Below are 21,332 nucleotides of genomic sequence, written 5' to 3'. Positions count from 1 at the left end.
GGTATAATACATTTATAATAAGATGCGAGATTAAATTTAGGAGAGAAGATATGAAAGAAAAAGAGCGTTTAATTATAGAAGCGGCTATGAAGTTATTTGCTACTAAGGGTGTAAATGCGACATCAGTGCAGGAAATTGTGACAGCTAGTGGTATATCTAAAGGAGCTTTTTATTTATATTTCAAATCGAAGGATGAGCTTTTATTAGCGACACTTCGATATTATTATGACAAAATCCAAAAGAAAATGCTGGATATTGAGCAAGAGTCTTTATTACCACGTGAAAAATTTGCAAAACAATTACATTGTCAGTTTAATGATATACAAAAGCATAAAGAATTTATTATTATGCATGCGAGAGAAAATGCGATTCCGTTTAATAAAGAAGTGGAAGAATTTATGATGCGGATGAAGTTAGAGTCTCATGCATTTTATCGGAATAGTTTATTATCCATTTATGGTGAAAAGGTTATGCCATATTTACTGGATTTAGTAATTATAGTAGAAGGCATATGCCGTGGGTATTTAGAATTAATTATTTTACAAGCAGCAGAAATTGACTTATCTTATGTCTCTGCTTTTATTTTAAAAAGAGTAGATAATTTAGTAGATGGCTTGGTAGAATCTTCGGAAGAACCTATTTTACACGAAGAAAAGCTTGGAGAATTCCTTTGTAAATCAGAGCTCATTAAGGAACAAGTTAAAGAGCATTTTTTAAAAGAAATTATTGTATTTAAGCGTAATTTAGCTGATCAATTAGAGGATGATGAGTTGCTAGTAACATTAGATGTTTTAGAGGCGGAAATGCGATTGCTTAATCCAAGAATTCCGGTAATTAGAGGTATGTTAGCAAATTTAGAGGCGTATCCGGAATTAAAAGAATTTCGATTACGCCTCATAGGGTACTACAATATAAAAAATTCTTAATAAAAACAAGCAAAAACTCCTTGTCTACACAAGGAGTTTTTGCTTAAAGACTACTTACTATTTTGAGACCATTCTTCTACATCCCAAACCTTTGTGATCCAATCTTCATAGAATTCCGGTTCGTGACATACAAGGAGAATTGTTCCTTTATATGCTTTCATAGCCTTCTTAAGTTCGTCTTTTGCTGTAACATCAAGATGGTTTGTCGGCTCATCAAATAGTAGCCAGTTACTTTCTTCACCCATTAACTTACATAAACGAACTTTTGCTTGTTCTCCACCACTTAATTGACTTAATGGGCGAGAAATATGTTCATTTTTTAATCCGCATTTTGCTAACATCGCACGAATTTGATGCTGGTCTAGGCCAGGGAATGTATTCCATACATCATCAATTGGTGTTATATTATCAGCTTTAACTTCTTGCTCAAAGTATGCAGGCTCTAAGAAGTCACCAAGACTTGTTTTACCGTTTAAAGGTTTAATTTTACCTAAGATTGTTTTTAGTAACGTTGATTTACCAACACCATTACATCCAACAATAGCAATTTTTTCACCACGCTCAATTGTCATTGATAACTTTGGTAGTAGCGGATGTGTATATCCGATTTCTACATTTTCACCTTCAAAGACGAAGCGACTACTTGCACGACTTTCTTTAAATGAGAATTCAGGTTTGATTGCTGTTTCCGGACGATCAATAAGTTCCATGCGATCAAGTTGTTTTTGACGACTCTTTGCACGACCTGTCGTTGAATAACGAGCCTTGTTCTTTGCAATGAAGTCTTCTTGCTTTTTGATAAACTCGCGCTGCTTTTCATAAGCGTTTATATGTTGATTTTTATTGATTTCTGCTAGTTCTAGGAATTTTTCATATGTCGCTGTATAGCGTGTCATTTTTGTGAATTCTAGATGGAAAATAACATCAACACATTTGTTCATAAATTCCGTATCATGAGAAATCAATAAGAATGCATGTGGGTATTCTTTTAAATAAGTTGTTAACCAATGAATATGTTCAACGTCTAAATAGTTAGTAGGTTCATCAAGCAATAACACCTCTGGTTGTTCAAGTAAAAGCTTTGCAAGCAATACTTTTGTACGTTGTCCACCACTTAGTGCTGAAACATCACGATCTAAACCAATAGCATCAATTCCAAGACCACGTGCAGCCTCTTCAATTTTCATATCTAGTAAATAGAAACCACCTGCTTCAAGTGCATCTTGTATTTCTGCCATTTGTTCAAGAAGTTCTTCTAGTTCTTCTGGTGTAGCAGTTCCCATTTTTTCTGTAACTTCATTTAAAGCTGTTTCCTTTTCGAATAACGGTAAAAATGCATCCGCTAGTACATCACGAATTGTACGTCCAGGCGTTAAAACCGTATGCTGATCTAAGTAACCGTAATGTGTGCCTGGTGTCCATTCTACACGACCTTCGTCATGAATAAGCTGACCAGTAATGATATTCATGAATGTTGATTTACCAACACCATTTGCACCAACTAATCCAACGTGCTCACCTGCTAATAATCGCATAGATACATCTTTAAATAATGTACGATCGCCAAATGTATGTCCTAATTTTTCAACTGTTAATAAGCTCATAGTATCCTCCGTCCAACTTGAAATAGTACCTTGAATCATGATACTAAATTCTTTCATATAATGCCATCATTTCAAAATGTATATTTTTTCAAAAAAGGGTTGCATTAATTTTCTGAAAATATATAATGTAATTGAACAGTGGTTAATTAAATGTGTGAGGTATGAAATATGTCGCCAAGGAAAGCAGTTAAACAAGAACTAACAAGAGAAATGATTATGAATGTAGCTAGGGAGCTATTTATAGCACAAGGATATCAACATACTTCAATGCGCAAAATTGCAACAGAACTTGGATATAGCCATGGTTCGATTTATTATCATTTTAAAAACAAAGCAGAGCTATTTTACGCAATGGTAGAACAGGATTTTCAATTATTAAATAAAAAGTTAGATGAAATTTGTAATCAAAAATTATCGAGAGAAGAGCAACTAAGAGCAGTTTTATTCGGTTTTATTGAATTTGGTCTAAGAAATCAGAGTCATTATGAAATTATGTTTTTAATTAAAGATGCCGAATTAAAAGAGTGTTTGGAAAATAGTCCTAATGTTAGCTATGAAAAATTTGCGAAGGTTATTTCTTCTTTATGTGATGGGAAATTAAATGCGATGATAATATGGTCTGTTTTTTTATCATTACATGGATTTGTAGCACATTATTGCAGAAGTGGCCAAACGTTTGAAGAACTACAAGGTTTGGCTAAGGTACATGTAGAGTTTATTTCAAAATCGCTTCTTATGTAAGTGATTTTCTTTTTAATATTAATTGAACAGTGGTTAATTAATTTAGGAGGGGATTTATAATGAAAAAGGCTTTAGTATTAGGTGCTTCTGGTTCAATGGGTTATGCAATTGTAAACGAATTATGTGGCCGAGGGATTCATGTGGTTGCTTTTGCAAGAAATAAGGAGAGATTAGGTGCATTATTTTCTGGGAACAAACATGTAGAAGTTGTAGCCGGCGATGTATTTATAAAAGAGGATATAATGAATGCTGCTAAAGATGTTGATATTATATTTCATGCTGTAAATATTCCGTATTCAGATTGGGAGAAACAGCAAGAGAAATTATTAATAAATATATTAGAGGTATCGAAACATTACGTTATCAAAATAGGAATAGTTGATAATATTTATGCGTATGGAAGGCAAGGGGAAGGGCTTGTAAAAGAAGAGGCTAAAAAGAGACCACACACAAAGAAAGGGAAGATTCGTTTACAACTTGAAGAGTTGGCAAAACAAGCTAATGTACGAATGTTTATTGCTCATTTCCCAGACTTTTATGGTCCAAATGCAGAAAGCACACTTGTTCATCATACATTAAAGGGAATACTTGCAAATAAAATGTCTAGCTTTGTTGGAGATAAAAAGATTGCCCGTGAATATATTTTTACACCAGATGGTGCAAAAGCAATGGTTGAATTAGCTTTACATGATGAGGCCTATGGACAAAATTGGAACATACCAGGTTATGGTGTTATTACAGGTGAGGAAATGATTCAACACATACGGGAATTAACGGGATATACCAAACGAGTAATAACTGTAAAAAGAGGAATGATCCAGTTTATTGGTCTGTTTGATAAGCAGATGAAAGAATTTATGGAAATGCTATACTTGACGGAAAAACCAATTGTATTAAGCGGGGAGAAATATGAGAGGTGTATCGGGGATATACCAAAAACTTCGTATTATAATGGGCTAAAAGAAATGATTATATCTATGCAAAAAAAGGGTGTGTAAATGTTAGTATATAAAAAAGTTACTTCTACCTACAGAAGTAACTTTTTTGTTATGCCTTTTGTTTAACTTCACTAACTTTCTTTTCAGCTACAATAAAATGCGGTCTACGTTTTGTTTCATAATAAATACGACCGATATATTCACCAATAACACCTAGGAATATGAGTTGAATACCGCCAATAAATAGTATAGCGGAAATGAGAGTAAAGTAACCAGGAACTTCCACACCACCAAGGATAATTTGAACGAACGTAGTGATTACATATAAAAGTCCAAAAATGGTTGTTAGTAATCCAAGATATATAGATAGACGTAACGGTTTATTATTGAATGAAATTACACCATCAATTCCGTAATTTAATAATTTCGAGAAGGTCCATTTACTTTCTCCATCAGAACGTAATACATTTTCATATTCAATGATCAATTCGTTATAACCAATCCAAGAGAATAAGCCCTTTGAAAATCGGTTGTACTCACTTAAAGATACTAATGAATCCACTGCTCTTCGACTTAAAAGTCTAAAGTCACCAATACCATCTACTAATTCAATATCTACAAACTTATTCATCACCTTATAGTAAAGGCGAGAGACGAAAGAGCGAACGGGTGAATCACCGGTTCTTGTCCTTTTTGCAATGACTTGGTCGTAGCCGTCGTTATATCCTTCTAACAGTTCTTTTATTAACGTAGGAGGGTGTTGTAAGTCAGCATCCATAATAACAATGGCATCGCCTGTAGCGTATTTTAAACCAGCTAACATTGCAGCTTCTTTTCCGAAGTTTCGACTAAACGATATATAGTGTACCGATGAATCTGAACTAGCTAAATCACGTAAAATATTTAATGTATCATCTTTACTACCATCATTAACAAAAACAAATTCATAATCGGTAGTTAATTTATGAATTTCAAGAGAAGTCTCTGAATAAAAGGCTCGAAGCACCTTTTCTTCATTGTAGCATGGTACAACGATTGAAAGAGTCATTTTTGACACTCCTTGTTTGTAGTGGGTTAAAACAATGTTATGCGTTTTTATATGAAGCTATCCAATTGGATAGCTTCATGATTCATTGATTGCTCATTATTGCTTTTTAAAAGAAAATTTTCGTCGTGCTTTTGGATTTGTGAAAATTAGTAAAGCTACACAAATAATTAGTGAGATGATTGATATAATCATACCTAATTTGAAGTAAGGTGTAACGTAAGTCATTTCGATTACATGTGAGCCTTTTGTAATGGGAACACCGATAAAGGCAGAATTCGCTTTCGTAAATTCCTTTTCTTTTCCATCAACTTTTATAGTCCAACCTTTACTATATGGAACAGATAAATATAGGAGCCCGTCTTTATTTGAGTTGATATCCCCTTTTAAATAATTGTTCTTATAATAAATATTTTCAAGCCTATTTTCAGTTAATTTTTTTGTTTCTTTTTGTACACTTTCATAGTTTACGATATTTGCTTGTAAGTCACCTAATTCATACTCACCTGCCATATCAATAGAGATAGTTAGGTTTTCTGGACGCTCATTGCCTAAATTGTAAACAAATCTTTCTAACGGATACGAGTATGCACCAGCATCGTCACCTTTTCCAATCGTTTTTCCATTAACAGTTGCATTGAATGTACCTGTATTTTTCAATTTTAATTCTATCAGTAGGTCACCAGGCGTATTAGGATAATGGATAGGTACGATCATATTTCCAAAGCCATGAACAATTAGTTTTTTTCCTTCTTTTACCATGTTTTCGAATTTTGCTTTTTCCGTTTTAATAGATACTGCCTTTGATTTAAGGTCTTGTTTATTAAAATGGTTTAATGAAAATTCTTTTGTATTATTAACGACAACAGCATGTAATAATAATTGATCACGCTGAGCGAAGTTTAATTTAGAAAACTCTTCTTCACTTATAGCCGAATCATATACATACCCTAACGGTAAGGCATAGTCATTTTTGTAAATATTATATGGTCCTACTTGCTGTAATAGTTTATATCCATAAGGTACATTCTTTGGATCTGTATCAGCACTTAATACGCGATATTTTATACCTAGCATATTTTCAAGTAGTAGTCGACTATCAGCTTGATAAAACATTGAAGGTGTATCGTACATTTGGAATACGCCATATTTATTTTTCATAAAGTCATGGACATAATAATTAACCAAGCTTTGATACGTACTTACGCCATGATATCCTTGTAGCATTGGTGTGTTATATTCACTATATGGATTAAGAATACGATAAAAGTCTTTATCATTTTCTTGTATGTAGCGAATTGCAGCAATTTCTTCTTTATTATCATAGCCTGGTTCGTGTAACTTTTCAGTTGAAATCTGGCTCTGTCCGTAAACGGTACTAAGTATATTATTCGCATACATATAATTCATAGAAATTGTGCTAACGAGTATGTTCAATACAACTAAAAATTGTATGAAGGGTTTAGAAATATAACGCCATAAACATACTGTAATAACAGAAAGAACGACAGTTCCGAGTAAAATGTTATCAACGTCTTGTAAAGGTTTATCAGTTACATTTATATTTGCTTTTCTATAAAATGCATAAATGAATAATCCAATAGACACTAATAAACTTATTAAATAAGGTAATTTGTAGTCTTTCTTATGAATAATCATCCAATCTAGAATGTATGCAATTGTTTGGGCAATGACAAATACAAATAAATAAAACCATCTAGATTGCATTGCTGAAAAACCATTAAATACAGAATATGTATATGGAAGCATAAACAGAATGAACATGAATAACGTAAAGAATACTTTATTTTTAACGAGTTTATCACGTATAAACATTCCAAATACGATTAAGAATAAAATTAAAGCTGGTAAAGCCAGTTGGTGATTTTCAGCACTATACATGAAGAAAATATTTTCCATTAAATCTTTATAAAATTTATCTTCAAATAATAGTGGTATCTCAAACTTTTTTGATAGTCGATCGGCGCTAAATACGGCATTAACTGATGGGAGGAAGCAAACGGCGGCTAAACCGAGTGATAGTCCGTACAATAAGCCGATTCTAATATAATAAGTTAGAAAAGAGCCAATCGTTTTATTTTGTTGTGTCGCAAAGTATTGGAATAATGCATAAATGAATATGAAAATACTTGTGATAAAAGCAAAATAAAAGTTTGATGCTAACATTAAAGTAGCAGCGATTAGGAAAAGTCCGCGCTTCTTTTCAATAATATATTTATCAAGTCCCCATATTACTAATGGTAAAAATACAATGGCATCAGCCATGAAATCCCATAGTAAAGAGTGGCGGATGAAAGTAATACAGCCACCATATATAATAGCAGCAACAAAAGATGAGAATGCTGTTTTATTATGGTAACGTAAAGAGCCATACATGAATAACATAGCTAAAAAGTTTTTTAAAATACTCATGTATAATTTCACGTCATAAACTTGCTCAAGACTTAGTTTAGGTAGTAACAGTGTAATCCAGAAAAATGGTGATGTGCTGTAATAATAACTAAACTCTCCAAATAAATCTCCACCTAACCCATAATCAAAAGACCAGAAAAGGTTGCCATCTTTAAAGGCATGTTGCAGAAGAAACGTAAAGAAGCCAAATTGGCGTAATGCATCCCCTGTACCAGAAAAGGCTTGATTAGATGTTAAAAAGAAATAATGAAAAGCAAAAGCACACAATAATAATATTGGCATAATTATTATCGTTTTCTTGGAAAAGAACTTATTATTCGGCTTTATGCTCATAAAAATTGATAATCCTCCTTTAAAAGTTGTTATCATGTAGCAACTAGTTTTTAGGTAGCATATAAAAACACACCAATTTTTAAAGGTGTGTTCTTTAGTTTTAACATGAGAAAATATATATTTTTGTTGAAGCATATATATTTTTACAGGCGTTGAAATTCATAGTTTACATGTAATTTAGTATAAGGCATTTTCAGAAAGTAAGTCAATTTGACCTGGAATATATAGAATTTTTTTACTGAAGAAAAATGGTAGTATATAAAAAACAAAAAGCTTTTCCATTTTTAAATAGGAAAAGCTTTTTGTTTTTAAGCATGTTTGCGAATGAGCTTTTGTTTTATAAACCCTAAAACGAACCCACGTATTTGAGGGTCAATTAAAACCCCGATTATACCGTATAGTATACCAGTAAGCGTTAAAGCAACTAATGGTGGTAAGTTGATTAATGCAATTCGGTATATACCGTAACTAATAATAAAGGCTAAGGAATTAAATATAATTCCTTTAACTAATAATTGCATGCCTTTACGAATAAAGAGTGTAAATCCGATTAATAGTGTAATTTCGGTAAGGATAGCTGCGGCAGCTGCCCCCATCATTCCATATTTACTACCTAATACAATATAACCTATGATAGCAACAACTAATCCAATAGTCATTGTTGTTGCGCGTTTCCATTGCTGGCCAATTGTTGTTAAATTGTCGGCTAGTGGATAGTTAATTGATTGTAAAATAACCATAAACGCTAAAATAGCAAGAGCGTCACCAGCGGGAGCGTACTTTTCTCCTAATAAACTAACAATCCAGAAACTTGGATCAGCAATAAAGGGGATAGAAATTCCCATTCCTAAAAAAGACATAAGTTTTAATTCAAAACTTGATAATTTTCTATGTTCTTCAATGTTTTTCTCATTACCAAAAGCAAAAAGCCTTGGATAAAAGGCAGCTGCAATTACTCCCGGTATTTGATATAGTACAGCTGGTATTTTAGATGCAGCACCAAAGAATCCAACTTGATTATATGTTGAAACCTTTTCTAAGATAATAGGCCCCAATTGTGGTAAGAGCATAATGATGATTCCATTGATTGTGAAAATAAGTAGTTGATCTAAAATACCTTTATCCCAACCCTTATGGACTTTCGTATAGCGTATTGTCATTATAAAGGCGATAACACCTGTTACAAGACTAGATACCCCGTACATGGCAGCAACCATCATAAGTGACCATTGGAAAGACATCCCTAGTAATAGGGCAGCAGCAGCTGTTACACCTTGTAGTACAGAAATAATAGCTGTAAATTGCATGCGTTCTGTTACTTGGAAGTAAGCCATCCCAACACCTTGTAAGGTTGCTCCGAACATTGTTGGTAGAACAACCCAATATACCATCGCACGTAAGTAAGCATCGGGATAGAAGAACTGGGCAAAAATAGCGAAAAGTACAGAAATTACGATAGCTAATATTAAACGAATACGTAAATAACTACTTATTAGCACGCTAATATTAGCATCGCTTCTCGTTCCTTCACGCATAAACGTATGTGTCAAACCTGCATCTGTAAAGTAACAAATAACAGCTGAAACTGCTAACGCAGTTGTAAACATACCGTAATCACTTGGAGAAACATATCTTGCAAAGAAAATGGTTGCAATAGCCAGTACAAAACGGACAGTAATGTTTCCTACAAAGAGGTAGGATGCGTTTTTTAGAATTTTATTTGTTTTCATGAGAAAGGACCTTTCTATTCTTTAGGACCGGATTAGCTTGTCCTATTTGTAAATTTGATTTGTTCACAGAAAGAGAGAGTATCGTTATATTTTCAGTTTAAGAAAACAGAAATTTAATTCGGATAAACCAAAGCATTGCATATAGCTTTTTACTACGCTTTCCATTTTTTGAATAGATTTTAAGGCAATATTTCTTGATATCTTTTTTGATTAATTGAACTTGTGATTTATCTAATTGAGAGTTTTCTTTAATATATATACAAGCGTTATTGATGACTGTATAAGGGAATAAATAAGTCTCAAGAATTTCAATAAGTGACTGAGAATCTTTTGTAATGAAATCTTGAGATTTATTATGTACCCAGTCCTTCATACGATTGAATACTTCCAGCTCTTTTGTTGTTTTTAATTCATAATCTTTATATTTAGAAGAAAGATTTCCTTCTGATAAGATTCTATAATATGTTAAGTATTCATCGACATAACATACATTTGTCACACTCATAAGTTTAAATAAAAACTCCAAATCTTCGCCCCAACTACATCCTGGTGTAAAACGAATGTTATGATCCATTACGATGGATCGTTTGAAAATCCAAGTACTTGTTTGAGCAACAACCTGATGTGTTAGGAATGCTTTTGCCATATCGCCTTTAATAAAGTTTGTTGTATGCTCAACCTTCTCGCCTGTTTCTTCGTAGAAATTCATATAACCACAATAGCACGCGTCCATGTTGTTTTTTTGCATACTTTCGACTTGCTTCTCAATTTTAGTTGGATGCCATAAGTCATCACTGTCAAGGAAAGCGACATATTCTCCGCTAGCACTTTCGATACCTGTATTACGAGCTACCGAAACACCTTGGTTTTTTTGATGAACGTATTTTACTTGCCCTGGATATTTTTCGGCAAGGTTTTTCACGATAGAAGGTGATTGATCTTTACTTCCATCATCTACAATTACAATTTCAATGTTTTTATATGTTTGATCTAGTATTGACTGCATCGTTTCTTCAATATATTTTTCCGTGTTATACAGAGGTATGACAACAGAAACAAGTTGCTTTTGTTCCATCATAGAATTTTTATCTCCTCAAGTTTTTTATGTCTTGCACCATATATACAAGCCCTTTGAAAGGGAGAAGATTACAAGAACATCTGTATAAGTTTAACGCATATAAACTTTGTAAATCAACTTTCTATTGTTGTACTTTGTATAAAAAGTATTTATTATAGAACGTATTGTGTTGTAAAAATATAGAAAAATATTTTGAAGATTATGTATCTGAAGGGAGAAGATGAGATGTTAGGGCGATTTACTCGCAAATCTAATATAGTCCTTTTAGGGATTATTATGATTGTCGGGTTTGCACTTCGTTTTGCAACTTTACAAACACATGGTGCAGATCTATCTATAGCTAGCGATGATATAGGTTATCAAAAAACGGCAAATATTTTATTGGAAACAGGGATGTTAACATACCATGAACCAGATAAACCAACGATTCATATTATGCCGGGTTTTCCAGCCTTATTAGCTACTGTATTTTACTTTTTTGGAAATGGCAGTGAAGGTCTTTTTGTAGCCAAATTAATCATTATTCTATTAGGGGTACTTAGTATTTTGCTAACTTATAAGATTGGTACTTATTTATTGAATCCTGCTGCAGGATTAATAGGTGCTTTCTTATTAGCTGTGTATCCTCCAGAGATTGTTATGGAAAATTTAACTTTAACAGAAGGGCCGTTTCTATTCCTTTCATTAGGATTAGTATATTGGAGTTTAAAATTAGCTGATACTCATAAAACGAAACATCTTCTGATTGTATTAATTTTCTATTTTTTAGCACTGTACCTCCGCGTACAAATTGCATTATATCCAATCTTACTATTTGGGTATCTTTTAATGAAACGCTATCCATTCCGGATTATGATGAAGCAGGCGATTATAAGCATAGGAATAGGACTTATCGTACTTGGACCATGGTGGGCCCGCAATTACATTCAATTTGATAAATTTATCCCACTAACTGCTGGGGCAGGGAATCCGTTATTACTTGGAACGTATCAAGGGAAAGGCTACCCAGAAGGTAAGGATATGGGGGAACTTGAAATAGAATTACATGCAAAGTACCCTAATCTTGAAGCACATGAATTTATGGAGTTAGAAGAAAAAATAGCGATTGATAAAATGAAAGAATGGTGGAAAACGGATAAGGGCTCTATGATAGAGAGTTATTTAGTCTTGAAACCAGAAATTCTTTGGAAAAAACCGTATTATTCTATAGAGCATAATATTGAAGTATTCAATGTTTCTGCAAAGGATATGAATGAAATATATAATTTTATTAAGACGATGTTTTTAATATGTACAGTACTCTCATTTATTTTCCTTTTAAAAAGATGGAGAGAGACTACATTTTTATGGTCAATCCTTTTATTGCAAACAGCTTTAACATGTTTTTATGTTGCATATGAACGATATGCATTACCGTTAATACCATTTTTATTTATTATAATTGGAGTCGGTACTGTGGCAACGGTTATGAAAATTAGTAAATTATTAATTAGAAAAAAATAGTTTGAAAGAAAAAACATCTTAATTTTTTTGGAAAATTAAGATGTTTTTTCGTATATATTCATATTTAAATAGGGAACTATTCGTTATCAGTTTCAGTTTGCGTTACGTTTAATTTTTGCTTTAATAACGCATAATCTTGCGTTAATGTTACAAGTTGATGATGTAATTTAGAAATTTTTCTTGTTAAGTCAAAAATTAAGATGAAACAGAATAATAGTCCAAATAAAAATAAAACAGATGGAGGATATTCTACGTGTAATAGTTGTCCAATCCAATTTATAATTTTTTCAGTAGAACTTAAAATTGCCATTGAAACACAAACGAAAATCCATAAAATGGCATATTTAGTTTCTAAAGCTCCACGACGAATGGAATTAATAATTAATAAAAATAATAATAGAATGAAGATAAATGAAAAGGTAATTATAGGCATTTATTATCAACCTTTCACAATTTTTTGCATCAATATAGCAAGACTTACTTTAATCATGTAATATGCAGATTTAAGAGGTGTAATAGAAGATTGTCCCCCTTGGCGCTCTTGCATATTTACCGATATTTCATTAATGCGTAATTTTTTCTTTTTTAAATGAATAAGGACTTCTGGTTCTGGATAATCTTTTGGATAATTATGTGCAAAAATCTTAATTACTTCTCGATTGATAGCACGATACCCAGAAGTTGGATCCATAAAGGTTTGTTTTGTTAGTACTTTCAGTAGAGCAGTAAAATAAAAAATACCAACTCTTCTGGAAATACTACCTTTATAGGCTGTTTTCTCTGTAAAACGTGAACCTAGCACCATATCGCATTGGTCTTCAGCAATAGGTTTTATAATTTTGTACAAGTCATCAGGATTATGTTGCCCATCAGCATCGAACTGAATTGCAATATCATATCCATTCTCATATGCGTATTTATAACCAGTTTGTACAGCTGAGCCAATACCTAGATTATATGGTAAGTTCACAAGGTGAACAGGAAAATCATTTACGATTTGAGCTGTTTTATCATGTGATCCATCATTAATAACGCAAATGCTTAATTCTGTAAAATGCTGTTTTAGTTTTAATAATCTTGTTAATGTATCCGCAATTGCTTCTTCCTCGTTATACGCAGGAATAATAATTAACGTTTTTGGTATTGAAATTGGTACCTCAATAGACATTATCGCACCATCCCTTATATACTTAATTATATTATAGTTATTTTTAAACGAACCTTATCTAATATACCATTAATAGTATAGCAAAATAAAGGAAAAACTGGTGGGTTATTTTAGGAGACAAACAGTAAATAAAAGATAAGAGCTGGAATTTTTTACAATAAAAAATACATGCAAGGATGAAATAAACCTGTGCATGTATGAAGTGAGGTATCATATTATATATTCCATGGCTTACTTAAAGTTAAAACTTCAGCCATCTCTTTACTTTTTAAACGTCCCTTTTTTCGGCTTTCCGCGCGTTCTGAACCGGTTGTGTGTAACCAATGTTCTTCCTGAGTTTCAGGGAGTACTTGTGGTACGGACGAAGGTTTTCCATCTTTTATTGCCACAAATGTAATGAAGCAAGTAGCAGCAATTCTACGCTCGCCTGCTAATAAATTTTCTGCGATTACTTTTACGAAAACTTCCATTGAAGATTTCCCTGTATAACATACAAATGCTTCATAACAAACCGAATCAGCTTGGTGAATTGGAGTTAAAAAATCAACTGAATCAATAGATGCTGTTACGCAATGTTTACGACTATGTCTTGCAGCCGCAATTGAAGCAATACTATCAATTTCTGCTAATAATTTCCCTCCAAAAAGTGTTTGGTGATTATTTAAATCGTTAGGAAAAACACGTGTTGTCTTAATTGCTTTAGATTCTCGCATGAATTTCTTTTCCATATATTCAGCCCCTATAGTCTGTTTTCAATCAGAATAATATGTGTAAGCGGATTACTCATATTAGATATTTAATGAAGTAAAGTGTATTCCAAAAGAGGATTATTTAAACTTCTCTATTTGTATTCATGTAACTGAAAGAAAATTTATTTTATCTAAAATGTAGTGTAAAAGAGGATTCGCTTACATTGCAAGTAAAAAGTAATGACTATGTATTTGTCATAGAATTTCCCTATCAGCCGTGTACCCATTCATGATAGAATCGTTTTGTTATGAATGGAAATAGAGGTGCAATGGACATATGAATCATATACAAACAAATTTTTCATCTTTCTTCAATAAAATTACGATCGGTGCGATGCTCGCATTTTTTGTTTATAGTTGTTGGGCAGCATTTGAGACAAGTAAGCAATTTTTTGGGGGAAGTACAACAAGTGTAACAATCATATTGGCAATTTTCGTCATACTCATTTTGTTAGTGGCATCAATTCTACAATATCGTTTTACAGATAAACAATTTCTTATTTTTCTTATAAGTGTATCTATAGTTGTGAGGCTTAGTATGCTGTTATTTGTAGATGCTCCAATAATTGGTGATATGAAAGTGATGTATGAGTCTGCAAAGCAGATTGCAATTGGTAATAATATAGGGACTGTAACTCATTTGCCTTTTATTATATATGAGTCAGTAATTATTCGTATATTTGGTGATACATTATTCGCTTTACAACTATTTAATGTGTTATTTTGCGCAGGAACCGCATTTTTTATTTATCGTATTGCGGCAATGGTTTTTGGAGAAGAATGCGGTCGTATTGCTTCTATATTTTATGCCCTGTATATTCCAAATATATTCATGAGTTCCGTATTAACTCCTGAGTCACTTGCAATATTTTTATTTTATTTTGCTTGTTACATACTTTTATATAAAGGATTAGATCATCCTTATATGTGGGTGTTTTCAGCGATTTTATTTGCAGTTAGTAATATGATTTTCCCAATGGGATTATTTCTTCCTATTTTTATCACTGTATATGTATTATTAATTGAATTGTTTCAATCAACAACGAAACAAAAAGTGTTACTAAAGATGATAGGGATACTTATTCTATTTTATAGTGCTCATTTTGTTATGAATTATGGAATTAAGGCAATGGGACTGTCACAATATACGATTACGAATGAGGCGTATGTTCAATCTGTCTTAATTGGAAAAACGCAACATGAGGAAAAAATATCGGAAAATCAAAGTGTAACAGAGCATATTGATCAAAAGTTAAAAGAGATTGAGGGAGAAAGATTTAAACTTTTAGAACCGATGATAAATCAGTTTTCAGATGAGGGGATAAATTCTATTCTTTTCAAATGTGAAAAACTGATATATATAGCCGTAACATTGTTTATGACTATAGCCCTATTACACTTCCTTATTAAGAAACAACAAAATGAGGGATATATGTTGTTCTTATTTTTAATTAGTGGCTCCGTATTGTTAAGGCTCTTCCAAGTAGATATGGCATATTACAATGTAATTATGCCGGCATTGTTTATTTTGCAGAGTTTTGGTGTTTATATGAGTTATGTGTATTGTCAAAAAATATTTTTCAGAAAATAAAAAGAATCCATTCTGGATTCTTTTTTTGATGGAAGATGAAATTTAGTAGTCAGTGCAGATGAAAAGTATGCCTGACCTGAATTTTATCCCGCTATTTTCCGGACAGTAAGACCCCCACCTCAAAATTCAGCGAAAGCAAAGAAGTTAGGTGGGGGCCCTGCTGCCCGTAAAAGCCTGATTGGTGAGGGCTAATAATCAGTGGGGATGAACAAAACCCCCACTGATTAAAGTTTCACTTTATCTTATCGATTTAGTTCTAGTTGCAAACTATCGGCTGTTAGAGCCATTTGTGAGGAATCATCTTGAATTCCTTTCATTACTTGTGAAATAGCTTGTAGCTCATGTTCAATTTTCTTATTCTGTTCTTTTGAGTTAGACATATCTTTTACAATTTCTTGGAAATATCGATCTGTTGCCGACATACTATCCGTTCCTTCCGATACGAGAGAGCTAATTTGTTTCACGGAAGACGAGACACGGGTAATTTGTTCATTTGTTTTTTCGACGAGCTTTGTAACGTTAAATATAGATTCTTTCGTTTGCTCTGATAATTTTCGGATTTCACCAGCAACAACAGAAAACCCCTTCCCAAATTCTCCAGCACGTGCAGACTCGATAGCAGCATTTAGTGCGAGTAAATTTGTTTGCTCCGCGATCGATTTAACGATATCTATGATTTCGTTAATTTTATTAGAAATATCGAGAAGTTCATGAGTATCTGTAATAATCGTTTCCATATTCATTTGAATAGATCCCATTCGTTTGTTTTGCTGGTTTAATTGTTCTTTCCCTTTATTCGCTTTTTCTTCAGATGTTGTAGCTAATGATGTACCTGTTTTAGCGATCTCTACAATAGTTTCAGACTTAGCGGTTAGTTTTTGAATAGAAGAGCTTGTCTTTTCAGATACAGCAGCTAGTTCTGTTGCGATATGCGTAATTGTCATAGCAGTTAGTTCTTTTTCTTTCTCATGCTCTTTTTGCATTCTTTCATATTCAGATTCATAAGCTGCAAGAACAAGTTCTTGTTCAAGAGTGAATAATTTATTTATGACATTTATAGAATAGGAAAAATCATCGATTGTTGTTATTTTTGTTTGCAAAATCTTCATGATAGAGCGGAATAATTCTTGATAAGCAGCAGTATACCATTTTCGATGTAAGCCAATTTGTACATGTCTTTTGGCAATCCTAACACGCTGTTCAATAAAATCTTCATGCATATTGCCGCTGAATAATTCTTTAATATGTGTTTTTAAAGTTTGCTTTAGTTTTGAAATAGAGCTGTAACGTTCAATAATAGCAATTAAATTAGGTTGTTTTGTAATGTTGGCATAGAATTTTTCAGTAATCCAATCAATTTCTGCATAAATAAAAGGCTGTAGTACTTTTACAACTTGTAAATCTTCTTTTGAAATGTGTAGCATATCCATTTGAATTTTCAGTTCAGAATTAGTAGGTACATTAAAAGTTATTTGTTGGTCCTTACTTAATTCGATTATACTGGCGTTTGTTTTATTAATATTTTTTTTGAAAACCCCAAGCATCATTCTTCCCCCTGTGTATAAAACGTTTTCAATTTTAAAACTAATATAGAGTAATTATATATGCTTATATATAATTACTCTATATTAGTTCGTAGAATAGTATATAAATTAAGAGAATTCTAGATAGAATTCTCTTAATGGCCTTTATTAATTTTAGCATGTGTTTTAAAGAAAACAGGGAAATGCACATTATATATTACAGTGACGACACGAATAACGAATGTTACTAATAAACAAACATAGAAAGCTAATACGTGCGCCCCCATAGCGTATGTGATTAGGAAGCTAATTGCTCCTAAGATAGAAGCGATTGCGTAAATCTCTTTTCGGAATACGTAAGGGATATCTTGAGCACAAATGTCACGCAAAATACCGCCTCCAATACCTGTAATGACTCCCATTGAAACAACTAGAAATGAGGCGTCAACATGATGTGACATTGCCGCATTTGCACCAATAGCTGTAAAAACGCCTAAGCCAACAGCATCAGAAAGCATAATAACGACTTGAAGCTTATTGATGCGCTCAAAAAACATACAAGTAAATAATGCTGATAATACACTTACGAAAAAGTAAATGGGTTTTACAAATGCGACAGGGGGCAGGTTACCAATCATGATATCACGAATAATACCGCCGCCGAGCGCAGTAGCTACAGCTAAACAAAGGACACCAAATAAATCTAAATCTTTTTTTAAACCAACTAATGTACCAGAAATGGCAGCGGCGATAATGCCAAGAAACGTAAATATATCGATTAATAACATGGCCTTAATCCCTTCCTCTTAAAGATGTTCCAGAGAAAAAATATACACTAAAGTATTGGAAATAACAATTACTTTTCGCTACATGTAGAAAAACGGATAAAATACATAAAGAAAGCGTTTGAAAATGTTTGGAAATTAGCCATAAAGTAATTTGAAAAAGATATGAAAAGATCAATTTTACATTTTTTGATGTTTTATAGTTGGTAAAATGTTACAGTGGTAGGTACGCTGATTATATTTGCATAAAATGATAAAAAAATATGTATATACTGCCAAAAATAAGGGGATGGTTGTTAGATAGCTTTTGTAAAAATGGGGGAGTATAGCTAAAGGACGGTAATTTCTATTACTGATTAATACTTATCCAGGCTAGTTTTAGCTGGAAAAATAGTTCTCGATTTGAATATGAGTTATGTTATAATTGCTAGGTGTGTTTGAACGATAAAAAATTATGATTAAAAGATAATGTTAAGATTTTGTATGGAGGTCTTGGAATGTTAGCAAATCAAGCTAGGGTTAGATTTGAGCATTTTTTGCTCTTTTTTATTATTTTACAGCCTGTTTTAGATTTATTAACGTCTCTTAGCATCACTTTATTAAAATCAAATGCTACCGTTGGAATTTTAGTAAGATTCCTTATTATGGCTGTTGGTGGTATTTACATTTTAATTCAGGCAAAAGAGAAGGAAAATAGAAAGTTTTTAATTTATCTTATATTATTAGCCGGAGTTTTAGGAATAGGATTTATTAATAACAAACTAGTTAAAAATCCTATTGTACTTGGTGAAGAAGTTAAATTCGTTGCGAAAGCATTATATATATATATCATGCTGGGATCATACATTTTAGCTTTAAAATCATTGAAAAAGACAGTTAATATTAGTGATAAGGTTCGAAATAGTATTGTATATTCTACATTAATCATTAACGCAATTATGGTTATTTCTATTTCAACATCTACTGATTTTGGTAGTTATGAATGGATGAAGGTTGGTTCTCGAGGTTGGTTCTATGCAGGGAATGAACTAGGTTCAATCTTAGCTATTATTTTCCCTATTGTGGTACTATATTCTATTCAAAAAACAAAGAGCGTGAAGCACGTTTTATATTGGATTCCATCACTTTTAATGATTTATTCGCTAATTCAAGTTGGTACAAAAGTAGGGATGGGCTCAATTGGTGCTACGTTAGCGGCAGCAATCGGGATTATTTTCCTACAATTATTATTTGATAGAAAAAATCCGAACAAAAAATCTCTTGCGCTTAATGCAGTAATTGCTATTGTCCTATTAGCTGGTGTAGTTGGAACATTTAAACAAACACCATTAGCGCAAAATATGGGTATTCACAATAATTATTTAACAGAGCAAAATGTGGCACAACAAGGTCAAAAAGAACAAGAAATTAAAGAGAAGCTGAAAAAAGAGCAAGAACTTAAAGCAAAAGAAGAAAATCATCATAAAGTTGAAAAGCCAGAAGAAAAGGCGAAGATAGAAGAGGAAGTTAAGAAAGAGCTTGAGAAAGAGCAAAAGAAAGAAAATCAAGAAAATCTTATTTTCAGCGGACGTCAAGTATATGAAGAAAGACATAAGCAGTTCTTTAAAGAAGCGCCAATGACACAAAAATTACTAGGAATGGGCTATGCAGGTAACTTTAAATATAATGAACAAAAGCAGCCAGATCCAAAGCTAATCGAAATGGACTTCCACGATTGGTTTTATGATTTTGGAATTATTGGTTTTGTATTACTAATGATTCCATTTGTTTATTACGGCTTAAGAATCCTGCTAGCATTTATTACAAGGTTTAAAGAGATATTTAATATAAAATATGGAATGATCGCAGCAAGCTTATTGTTAGCATTAGGTATTGCTTATATTGCAGGACATATTTTAACAGCACCAGGAGTTGGGATTTACTTTGTAGTGGTGCTAGCTTATCTAATAGTAGACCTAGAAATTGAATGATAAAAATAAAAGCTAACTTTTGTTAGCTTTTATTTTTTAGTACAGTAAAATAAAAATAGCTGGAAACGTAGCGAGGATTTAAAGGAGGAAAAAACATGAGAATATTGCATATGAATGCAGGAGCAGAAGATGGGGGAGGGAAAACACATATTATTTCACTTCTCGATCAGTTTCCAACTGGTGAAGTAGAATTAGCAGTATTTGAAGATGGAATTGTTGCGAAGGAAGCAAGGGAATTAGGGATAAAAGTCCATGTGTTTTCACAAAAATCGCGCTATGATTTATCCATTTTAAAGAATATAAGTGAATTTATTAATAAAGAAAAATTTGATGTAGTTCATACGCATGGTCCTAGGGCTAATTTCTATGTTTCTTTAATGAAAAAGAAAATAAAGGCAAAATGGGTAACGACTATTCATAGTGATCCATTTCAAGACTTTACTAAACAGGGCTTAAAAGGTTGGATTTTTACGAAATTAAATTTGAAAGCCTTAAAAAATATAGACTTATTTTTCGTTGTAACAAATAGATTGAAAAAAAGCCTGGCAGCATTAGGGATTTCAAATGAAAAGATGCATGTTATTTATAATGGAATTGAATACGATAAGGAAAAAGCAGAAGGCTATAATAAAAAAGAAATGTTCAATATTGATGAAGATGTATTTACGGCAATCCAAGTAGCGCGATTACATCCTGTCAAAGGGCATGAAGTTTTATTCGATGCGTTACAACAAACAAAATTGGAGAAAATTAAAGTATTATTAGTTGGCGATGGCCCATTAGAAGAAAATCTAAAGTCATTAGCTACTGAAAAAGGGATTAACGATAAAGTAGAGTTTTTAGGACATCGTCAAGATGTAAAACAATTATTTGCGTCGTCACATGTAAATTTATTAACTTCCCATAGTGAAGGGTTCCCACTAGTTTTATTAGAAGCGGCAAATCAACGCGTACCATCAATTGTGACTAGGGCTGGAGAAATTGAACCATTAATCGTAGATGAAACTTACGGATGGATTGTGCCAACAGGTGATGGAAAGGCATTAGCATTAGCTTTAGAAGAAGCGTATGATAAGTGGAAAACGGGAGAATTAGCAGCAATGGGAAAACATATTTATGAGCATGCTACTATGAATTTCTCACTTCAAAAACTATATGAAGATACAAAGGAAACATATAAGCAATTAATAGCGAAAAACTTGTAATGATAGAGAG

At 32.5% G+C, this 21,332-nt stretch carries 17 protein-coding genes and 1 pseudogene; 7 read left to right on the top strand and 11 right to left on the bottom strand.

What is annotated here, in order from left to right; translation table 11 throughout:
- Window positions 1–50 precede the first annotated feature (50 nt).
- Window positions 51–926, top strand: a complete 876-nt coding sequence (locus JFU02_RS18860; RefSeq protein WP_000659598.1) for a TetR/AcrR family transcriptional regulator — start codon at window positions 51–53, stop codon at window positions 924–926.
- Between the two features lie 50 nt (window positions 927–976).
- Here the strand turns inward: JFU02_RS18860 and JFU02_RS18855 are convergent, their stop codons facing one another.
- Window positions 977–2,530 carry an ABC-F family ATP-binding cassette domain-containing protein gene (locus tag JFU02_RS18855; protein ID WP_000055384.1) on the bottom strand — a complete coding sequence of 518 codons (1,554 nt, stop codon included), beginning with the start codon at window positions 2,528–2,530 and terminating at the stop codon, window positions 977–979.
- Window positions 2,531–2,698: 168 nt separating this feature from the next.
- On the opposite strand from JFU02_RS18855, the gene JFU02_RS18850 reads away from it, so the two are divergent.
- Window positions 2,699–3,271, top strand: a complete 573-nt coding sequence (locus tag JFU02_RS18850) for a TetR/AcrR family transcriptional regulator (RefSeq protein ID WP_061667937.1) — start codon at window positions 2,699–2,701, stop codon at window positions 3,269–3,271.
- A 59-nt stretch (window positions 3,272–3,330) separates the two neighbouring features.
- Window positions 3,331–4,269, top strand: a complete 939-nt coding sequence (locus tag JFU02_RS18845) for an NAD(P)H-binding protein (RefSeq protein WP_086790788.1) — start codon at window positions 3,331–3,333, stop codon at window positions 4,267–4,269.
- Between the two features lie 49 nt (window positions 4,270–4,318).
- Here JFU02_RS18845 and JFU02_RS18840 read toward each other — a convergent pair whose 3' ends face one another.
- The 4 genes from JFU02_RS18840 to JFU02_RS18825 all read right to left on the bottom strand — a co-directional run bounded on the left by JFU02_RS18840 (window position 4,319) and on the right by JFU02_RS18825 (window position 10,828).
- Window positions 4,319–5,257, bottom strand: a complete 939-nt coding sequence (locus JFU02_RS18840; protein ID WP_000175828.1) for a glycosyltransferase family 2 protein — start codon at window positions 5,255–5,257, stop codon at window positions 4,319–4,321.
- Window positions 5,258–5,353: 96 nt separating this feature from the next.
- Window positions 5,354–8,020, bottom strand: a complete 2,667-nt coding sequence (locus tag JFU02_RS18835; RefSeq protein WP_098285263.1) for a YfhO family protein — start codon at window positions 8,018–8,020, stop codon at window positions 5,354–5,356.
- 308 nt (window positions 8,021–8,328) lie between these two features.
- The gene (locus JFU02_RS18830) at window positions 8,329–9,750 is read right to left on the bottom strand and encodes an oligosaccharide flippase family protein (protein WP_000856134.1); all 1,422 of its coding nucleotides are present in this window, start codon (window positions 9,748–9,750) and stop codon (window positions 8,329–8,331) included.
- A gap of 97 nt (window positions 9,751–9,847) precedes the next feature.
- Window positions 9,848–10,828 (bottom strand): glycosyltransferase family 2 protein, encoded by a 981-nt coding sequence (locus JFU02_RS18825; RefSeq protein WP_098285262.1) that lies wholly within the window; start codon window positions 10,826–10,828, stop codon window positions 9,848–9,850.
- Window positions 10,829–11,053: 225 nt separating this feature from the next.
- Between JFU02_RS18825 and JFU02_RS18820 the strand changes: the two genes are divergently transcribed.
- Window positions 11,054–12,331 (top strand): glycosyltransferase family 39 protein, encoded by a 1,278-nt coding sequence (locus tag JFU02_RS18820; RefSeq protein ID WP_000901473.1) that lies wholly within the window; start codon window positions 11,054–11,056, stop codon window positions 12,329–12,331.
- Between the two features lie 76 nt (window positions 12,332–12,407).
- Here JFU02_RS18820 and JFU02_RS18815 read toward each other — a convergent pair whose 3' ends face one another.
- From JFU02_RS18815 to JFU02_RS18805, 3 genes are all read right to left on the bottom strand, one after another.
- Window positions 12,408–12,764 carry a DUF2304 domain-containing protein gene (locus JFU02_RS18815; protein ID WP_001121770.1) on the bottom strand — a complete coding sequence of 119 codons (357 nt, stop codon included), beginning with the start codon at window positions 12,762–12,764 and terminating at the stop codon, window positions 12,408–12,410.
- A gap of 6 nt (window positions 12,765–12,770) precedes the next feature.
- Window positions 12,771–13,499: a glycosyltransferase family 2 protein gene (locus JFU02_RS18810; RefSeq protein WP_000021478.1), complete on the bottom strand. Its 729-nt coding sequence runs from the start codon at window positions 13,497–13,499 to the stop codon at window positions 12,771–12,773.
- A 215-nt stretch (window positions 13,500–13,714) separates the two neighbouring features.
- Window positions 13,715–14,227 carry an acyl-CoA thioesterase gene (locus JFU02_RS18805; RefSeq protein WP_000412128.1) on the bottom strand — a complete coding sequence of 171 codons (513 nt, stop codon included), beginning with the start codon at window positions 14,225–14,227 and terminating at the stop codon, window positions 13,715–13,717.
- Window positions 14,228–14,525: 298 nt separating this feature from the next.
- On the opposite strand from JFU02_RS18805, the gene JFU02_RS18800 reads away from it, so the two are divergent.
- The gene (locus tag JFU02_RS18800) at window positions 14,526–15,839 is read left to right on the top strand and encodes an ArnT family glycosyltransferase (RefSeq protein WP_098379707.1); all 1,314 of its coding nucleotides are present in this window, start codon (window positions 14,526–14,528) and stop codon (window positions 15,837–15,839) included.
- Window positions 15,840–16,081: 242 nt separating this feature from the next.
- Here JFU02_RS18800 and JFU02_RS32795 read toward each other — a convergent pair whose 3' ends face one another.
- The 3 genes and pseudogenes from JFU02_RS32795 to JFU02_RS18790 all read right to left on the bottom strand — a co-directional run bounded on the left by JFU02_RS32795 (window position 16,082) and on the right by JFU02_RS18790 (window position 18,150).
- A complete protein-coding gene (locus tag JFU02_RS32795) occupies window positions 16,082–16,783 on the bottom strand; it encodes a methyl-accepting chemotaxis protein (protein ID WP_390227533.1) in 702 nt (233 codons plus the stop codon).
- Window positions 16,784–16,837: 54 nt separating this feature from the next.
- A pseudogene (locus JFU02_RS32790) lies at window positions 16,838–17,383 on the bottom strand (protoglobin family protein); the annotation flags it as partial.
- A gap of 134 nt (window positions 17,384–17,517) precedes the next feature.
- A complete protein-coding gene (locus JFU02_RS18790) occupies window positions 17,518–18,150 on the bottom strand; it encodes a trimeric intracellular cation channel family protein (protein WP_000924377.1) in 633 nt (210 codons plus the stop codon).
- 494 nt (window positions 18,151–18,644) lie between these two features.
- Between JFU02_RS18790 and JFU02_RS18785 the strand changes: the two genes are divergently transcribed.
- Both JFU02_RS18785 and JFU02_RS18780 read left to right on the top strand, forming a co-directional pair.
- Entirely contained in the window at window positions 18,645–20,117 is a 1,473-nt protein-coding gene (locus tag JFU02_RS18785; RefSeq protein ID WP_000880754.1) for an O-antigen ligase family protein, read from the top strand.
- Between the two features lie 95 nt (window positions 20,118–20,212).
- Complete coding sequence (locus tag JFU02_RS18780; protein WP_001221220.1) at window positions 20,213–21,322, top strand: glycosyltransferase family 4 protein; 1,110 nt, start codon at window positions 20,213–20,215, stop codon at window positions 21,320–21,322.
- Window positions 21,323–21,332 lie beyond the last annotated feature (10 nt).

Source organism: Bacillus sp. TH13 (assembly GCF_016651175.1).
Classification (GTDB): Bacteria; Bacillota; Bacilli; order Bacillales; family Bacillaceae_G; genus Bacillus_A; species Bacillus_A thuringiensis_S.
The sequence above is the reverse complement of the archived record's forward strand: the minus strand, read 5'-3'. Positions and strand labels throughout refer to the sequence as shown.

What these genes read in the sequence shown, in the direction of transcription:
- JFU02_RS18860 (WP_000659598.1), top strand. Translation starts at nt 51, where the DNA reads ATGAAAGAAAAAGAGCGTTTAATTATAGAAGCGGCTATGAAGTTATTT.
- JFU02_RS18855 (WP_000055384.1), bottom strand. Translation starts at nt 2,530, where the DNA reads ATGAGCTTATTAACAGTTGAAAAATTAGGACATACATTTGGCGATCGT.
- JFU02_RS18850 (WP_061667937.1), top strand. Translation starts at nt 2,699, where the DNA reads ATGTCGCCAAGGAAAGCAGTTAAACAAGAACTAACAAGAGAAATGATT.
- JFU02_RS18845 (WP_086790788.1), top strand. Translation starts at nt 3,331, where the DNA reads ATGAAAAAGGCTTTAGTATTAGGTGCTTCTGGTTCAATGGGTTATGCA.
- JFU02_RS18840 (WP_000175828.1), bottom strand. Translation starts at nt 5,257, where the DNA reads ATGACTCTTTCAATCGTTGTACCATGCTACAATGAAGAAAAGGTGCTT.
- JFU02_RS18835 (WP_098285263.1), bottom strand. Translation starts at nt 8,020, where the DNA reads ATGAGCATAAAGCCGAATAATAAGTTCTTTTCCAAGAAAACGATAATA.
- JFU02_RS18830 (WP_000856134.1), bottom strand. Translation starts at nt 9,750, where the DNA reads ATGAAAACAAATAAAATTCTAAAAAACGCATCCTACCTCTTTGTAGGA.
- JFU02_RS18825 (WP_098285262.1), bottom strand. Translation starts at nt 10,828, where the DNA reads ATGATGGAACAAAAGCAACTTGTTTCTGTTGTCATACCTCTGTATAAC.
- JFU02_RS18820 (WP_000901473.1), top strand. Translation starts at nt 11,054, where the DNA reads ATGTTAGGGCGATTTACTCGCAAATCTAATATAGTCCTTTTAGGGATT.
- JFU02_RS18815 (WP_001121770.1), bottom strand. Translation starts at nt 12,764, where the DNA reads ATGCCTATAATTACCTTTTCATTTATCTTCATTCTATTATTATTTTTA.
- JFU02_RS18810 (WP_000021478.1), bottom strand. Translation starts at nt 13,499, where the DNA reads ATGTCTATTGAGGTACCAATTTCAATACCAAAAACGTTAATTATTATT.
- JFU02_RS18805 (WP_000412128.1), bottom strand. Translation starts at nt 14,227, where the DNA reads ATGGAAAAGAAATTCATGCGAGAATCTAAAGCAATTAAGACAACACGT.
- JFU02_RS18800 (WP_098379707.1), top strand. Translation starts at nt 14,526, where the DNA reads ATGAATCATATACAAACAAATTTTTCATCTTTCTTCAATAAAATTACG.
- JFU02_RS32795 (WP_390227533.1), bottom strand. Translation starts at nt 16,783, where the DNA reads ATGACAATTACGCATATCGCAACAGAACTAGCTGCTGTATCTGAAAAG.
- JFU02_RS18790 (WP_000924377.1), bottom strand. Translation starts at nt 18,150, where the DNA reads ATGTTATTAATCGATATATTTACGTTTCTTGGCATTATCGCCGCTGCC.
- JFU02_RS18785 (WP_000880754.1), top strand. Translation starts at nt 18,645, where the DNA reads ATGTTAGCAAATCAAGCTAGGGTTAGATTTGAGCATTTTTTGCTCTTT.
- JFU02_RS18780 (WP_001221220.1), top strand. Translation starts at nt 20,213, where the DNA reads ATGAGAATATTGCATATGAATGCAGGAGCAGAAGATGGGGGAGGGAAA.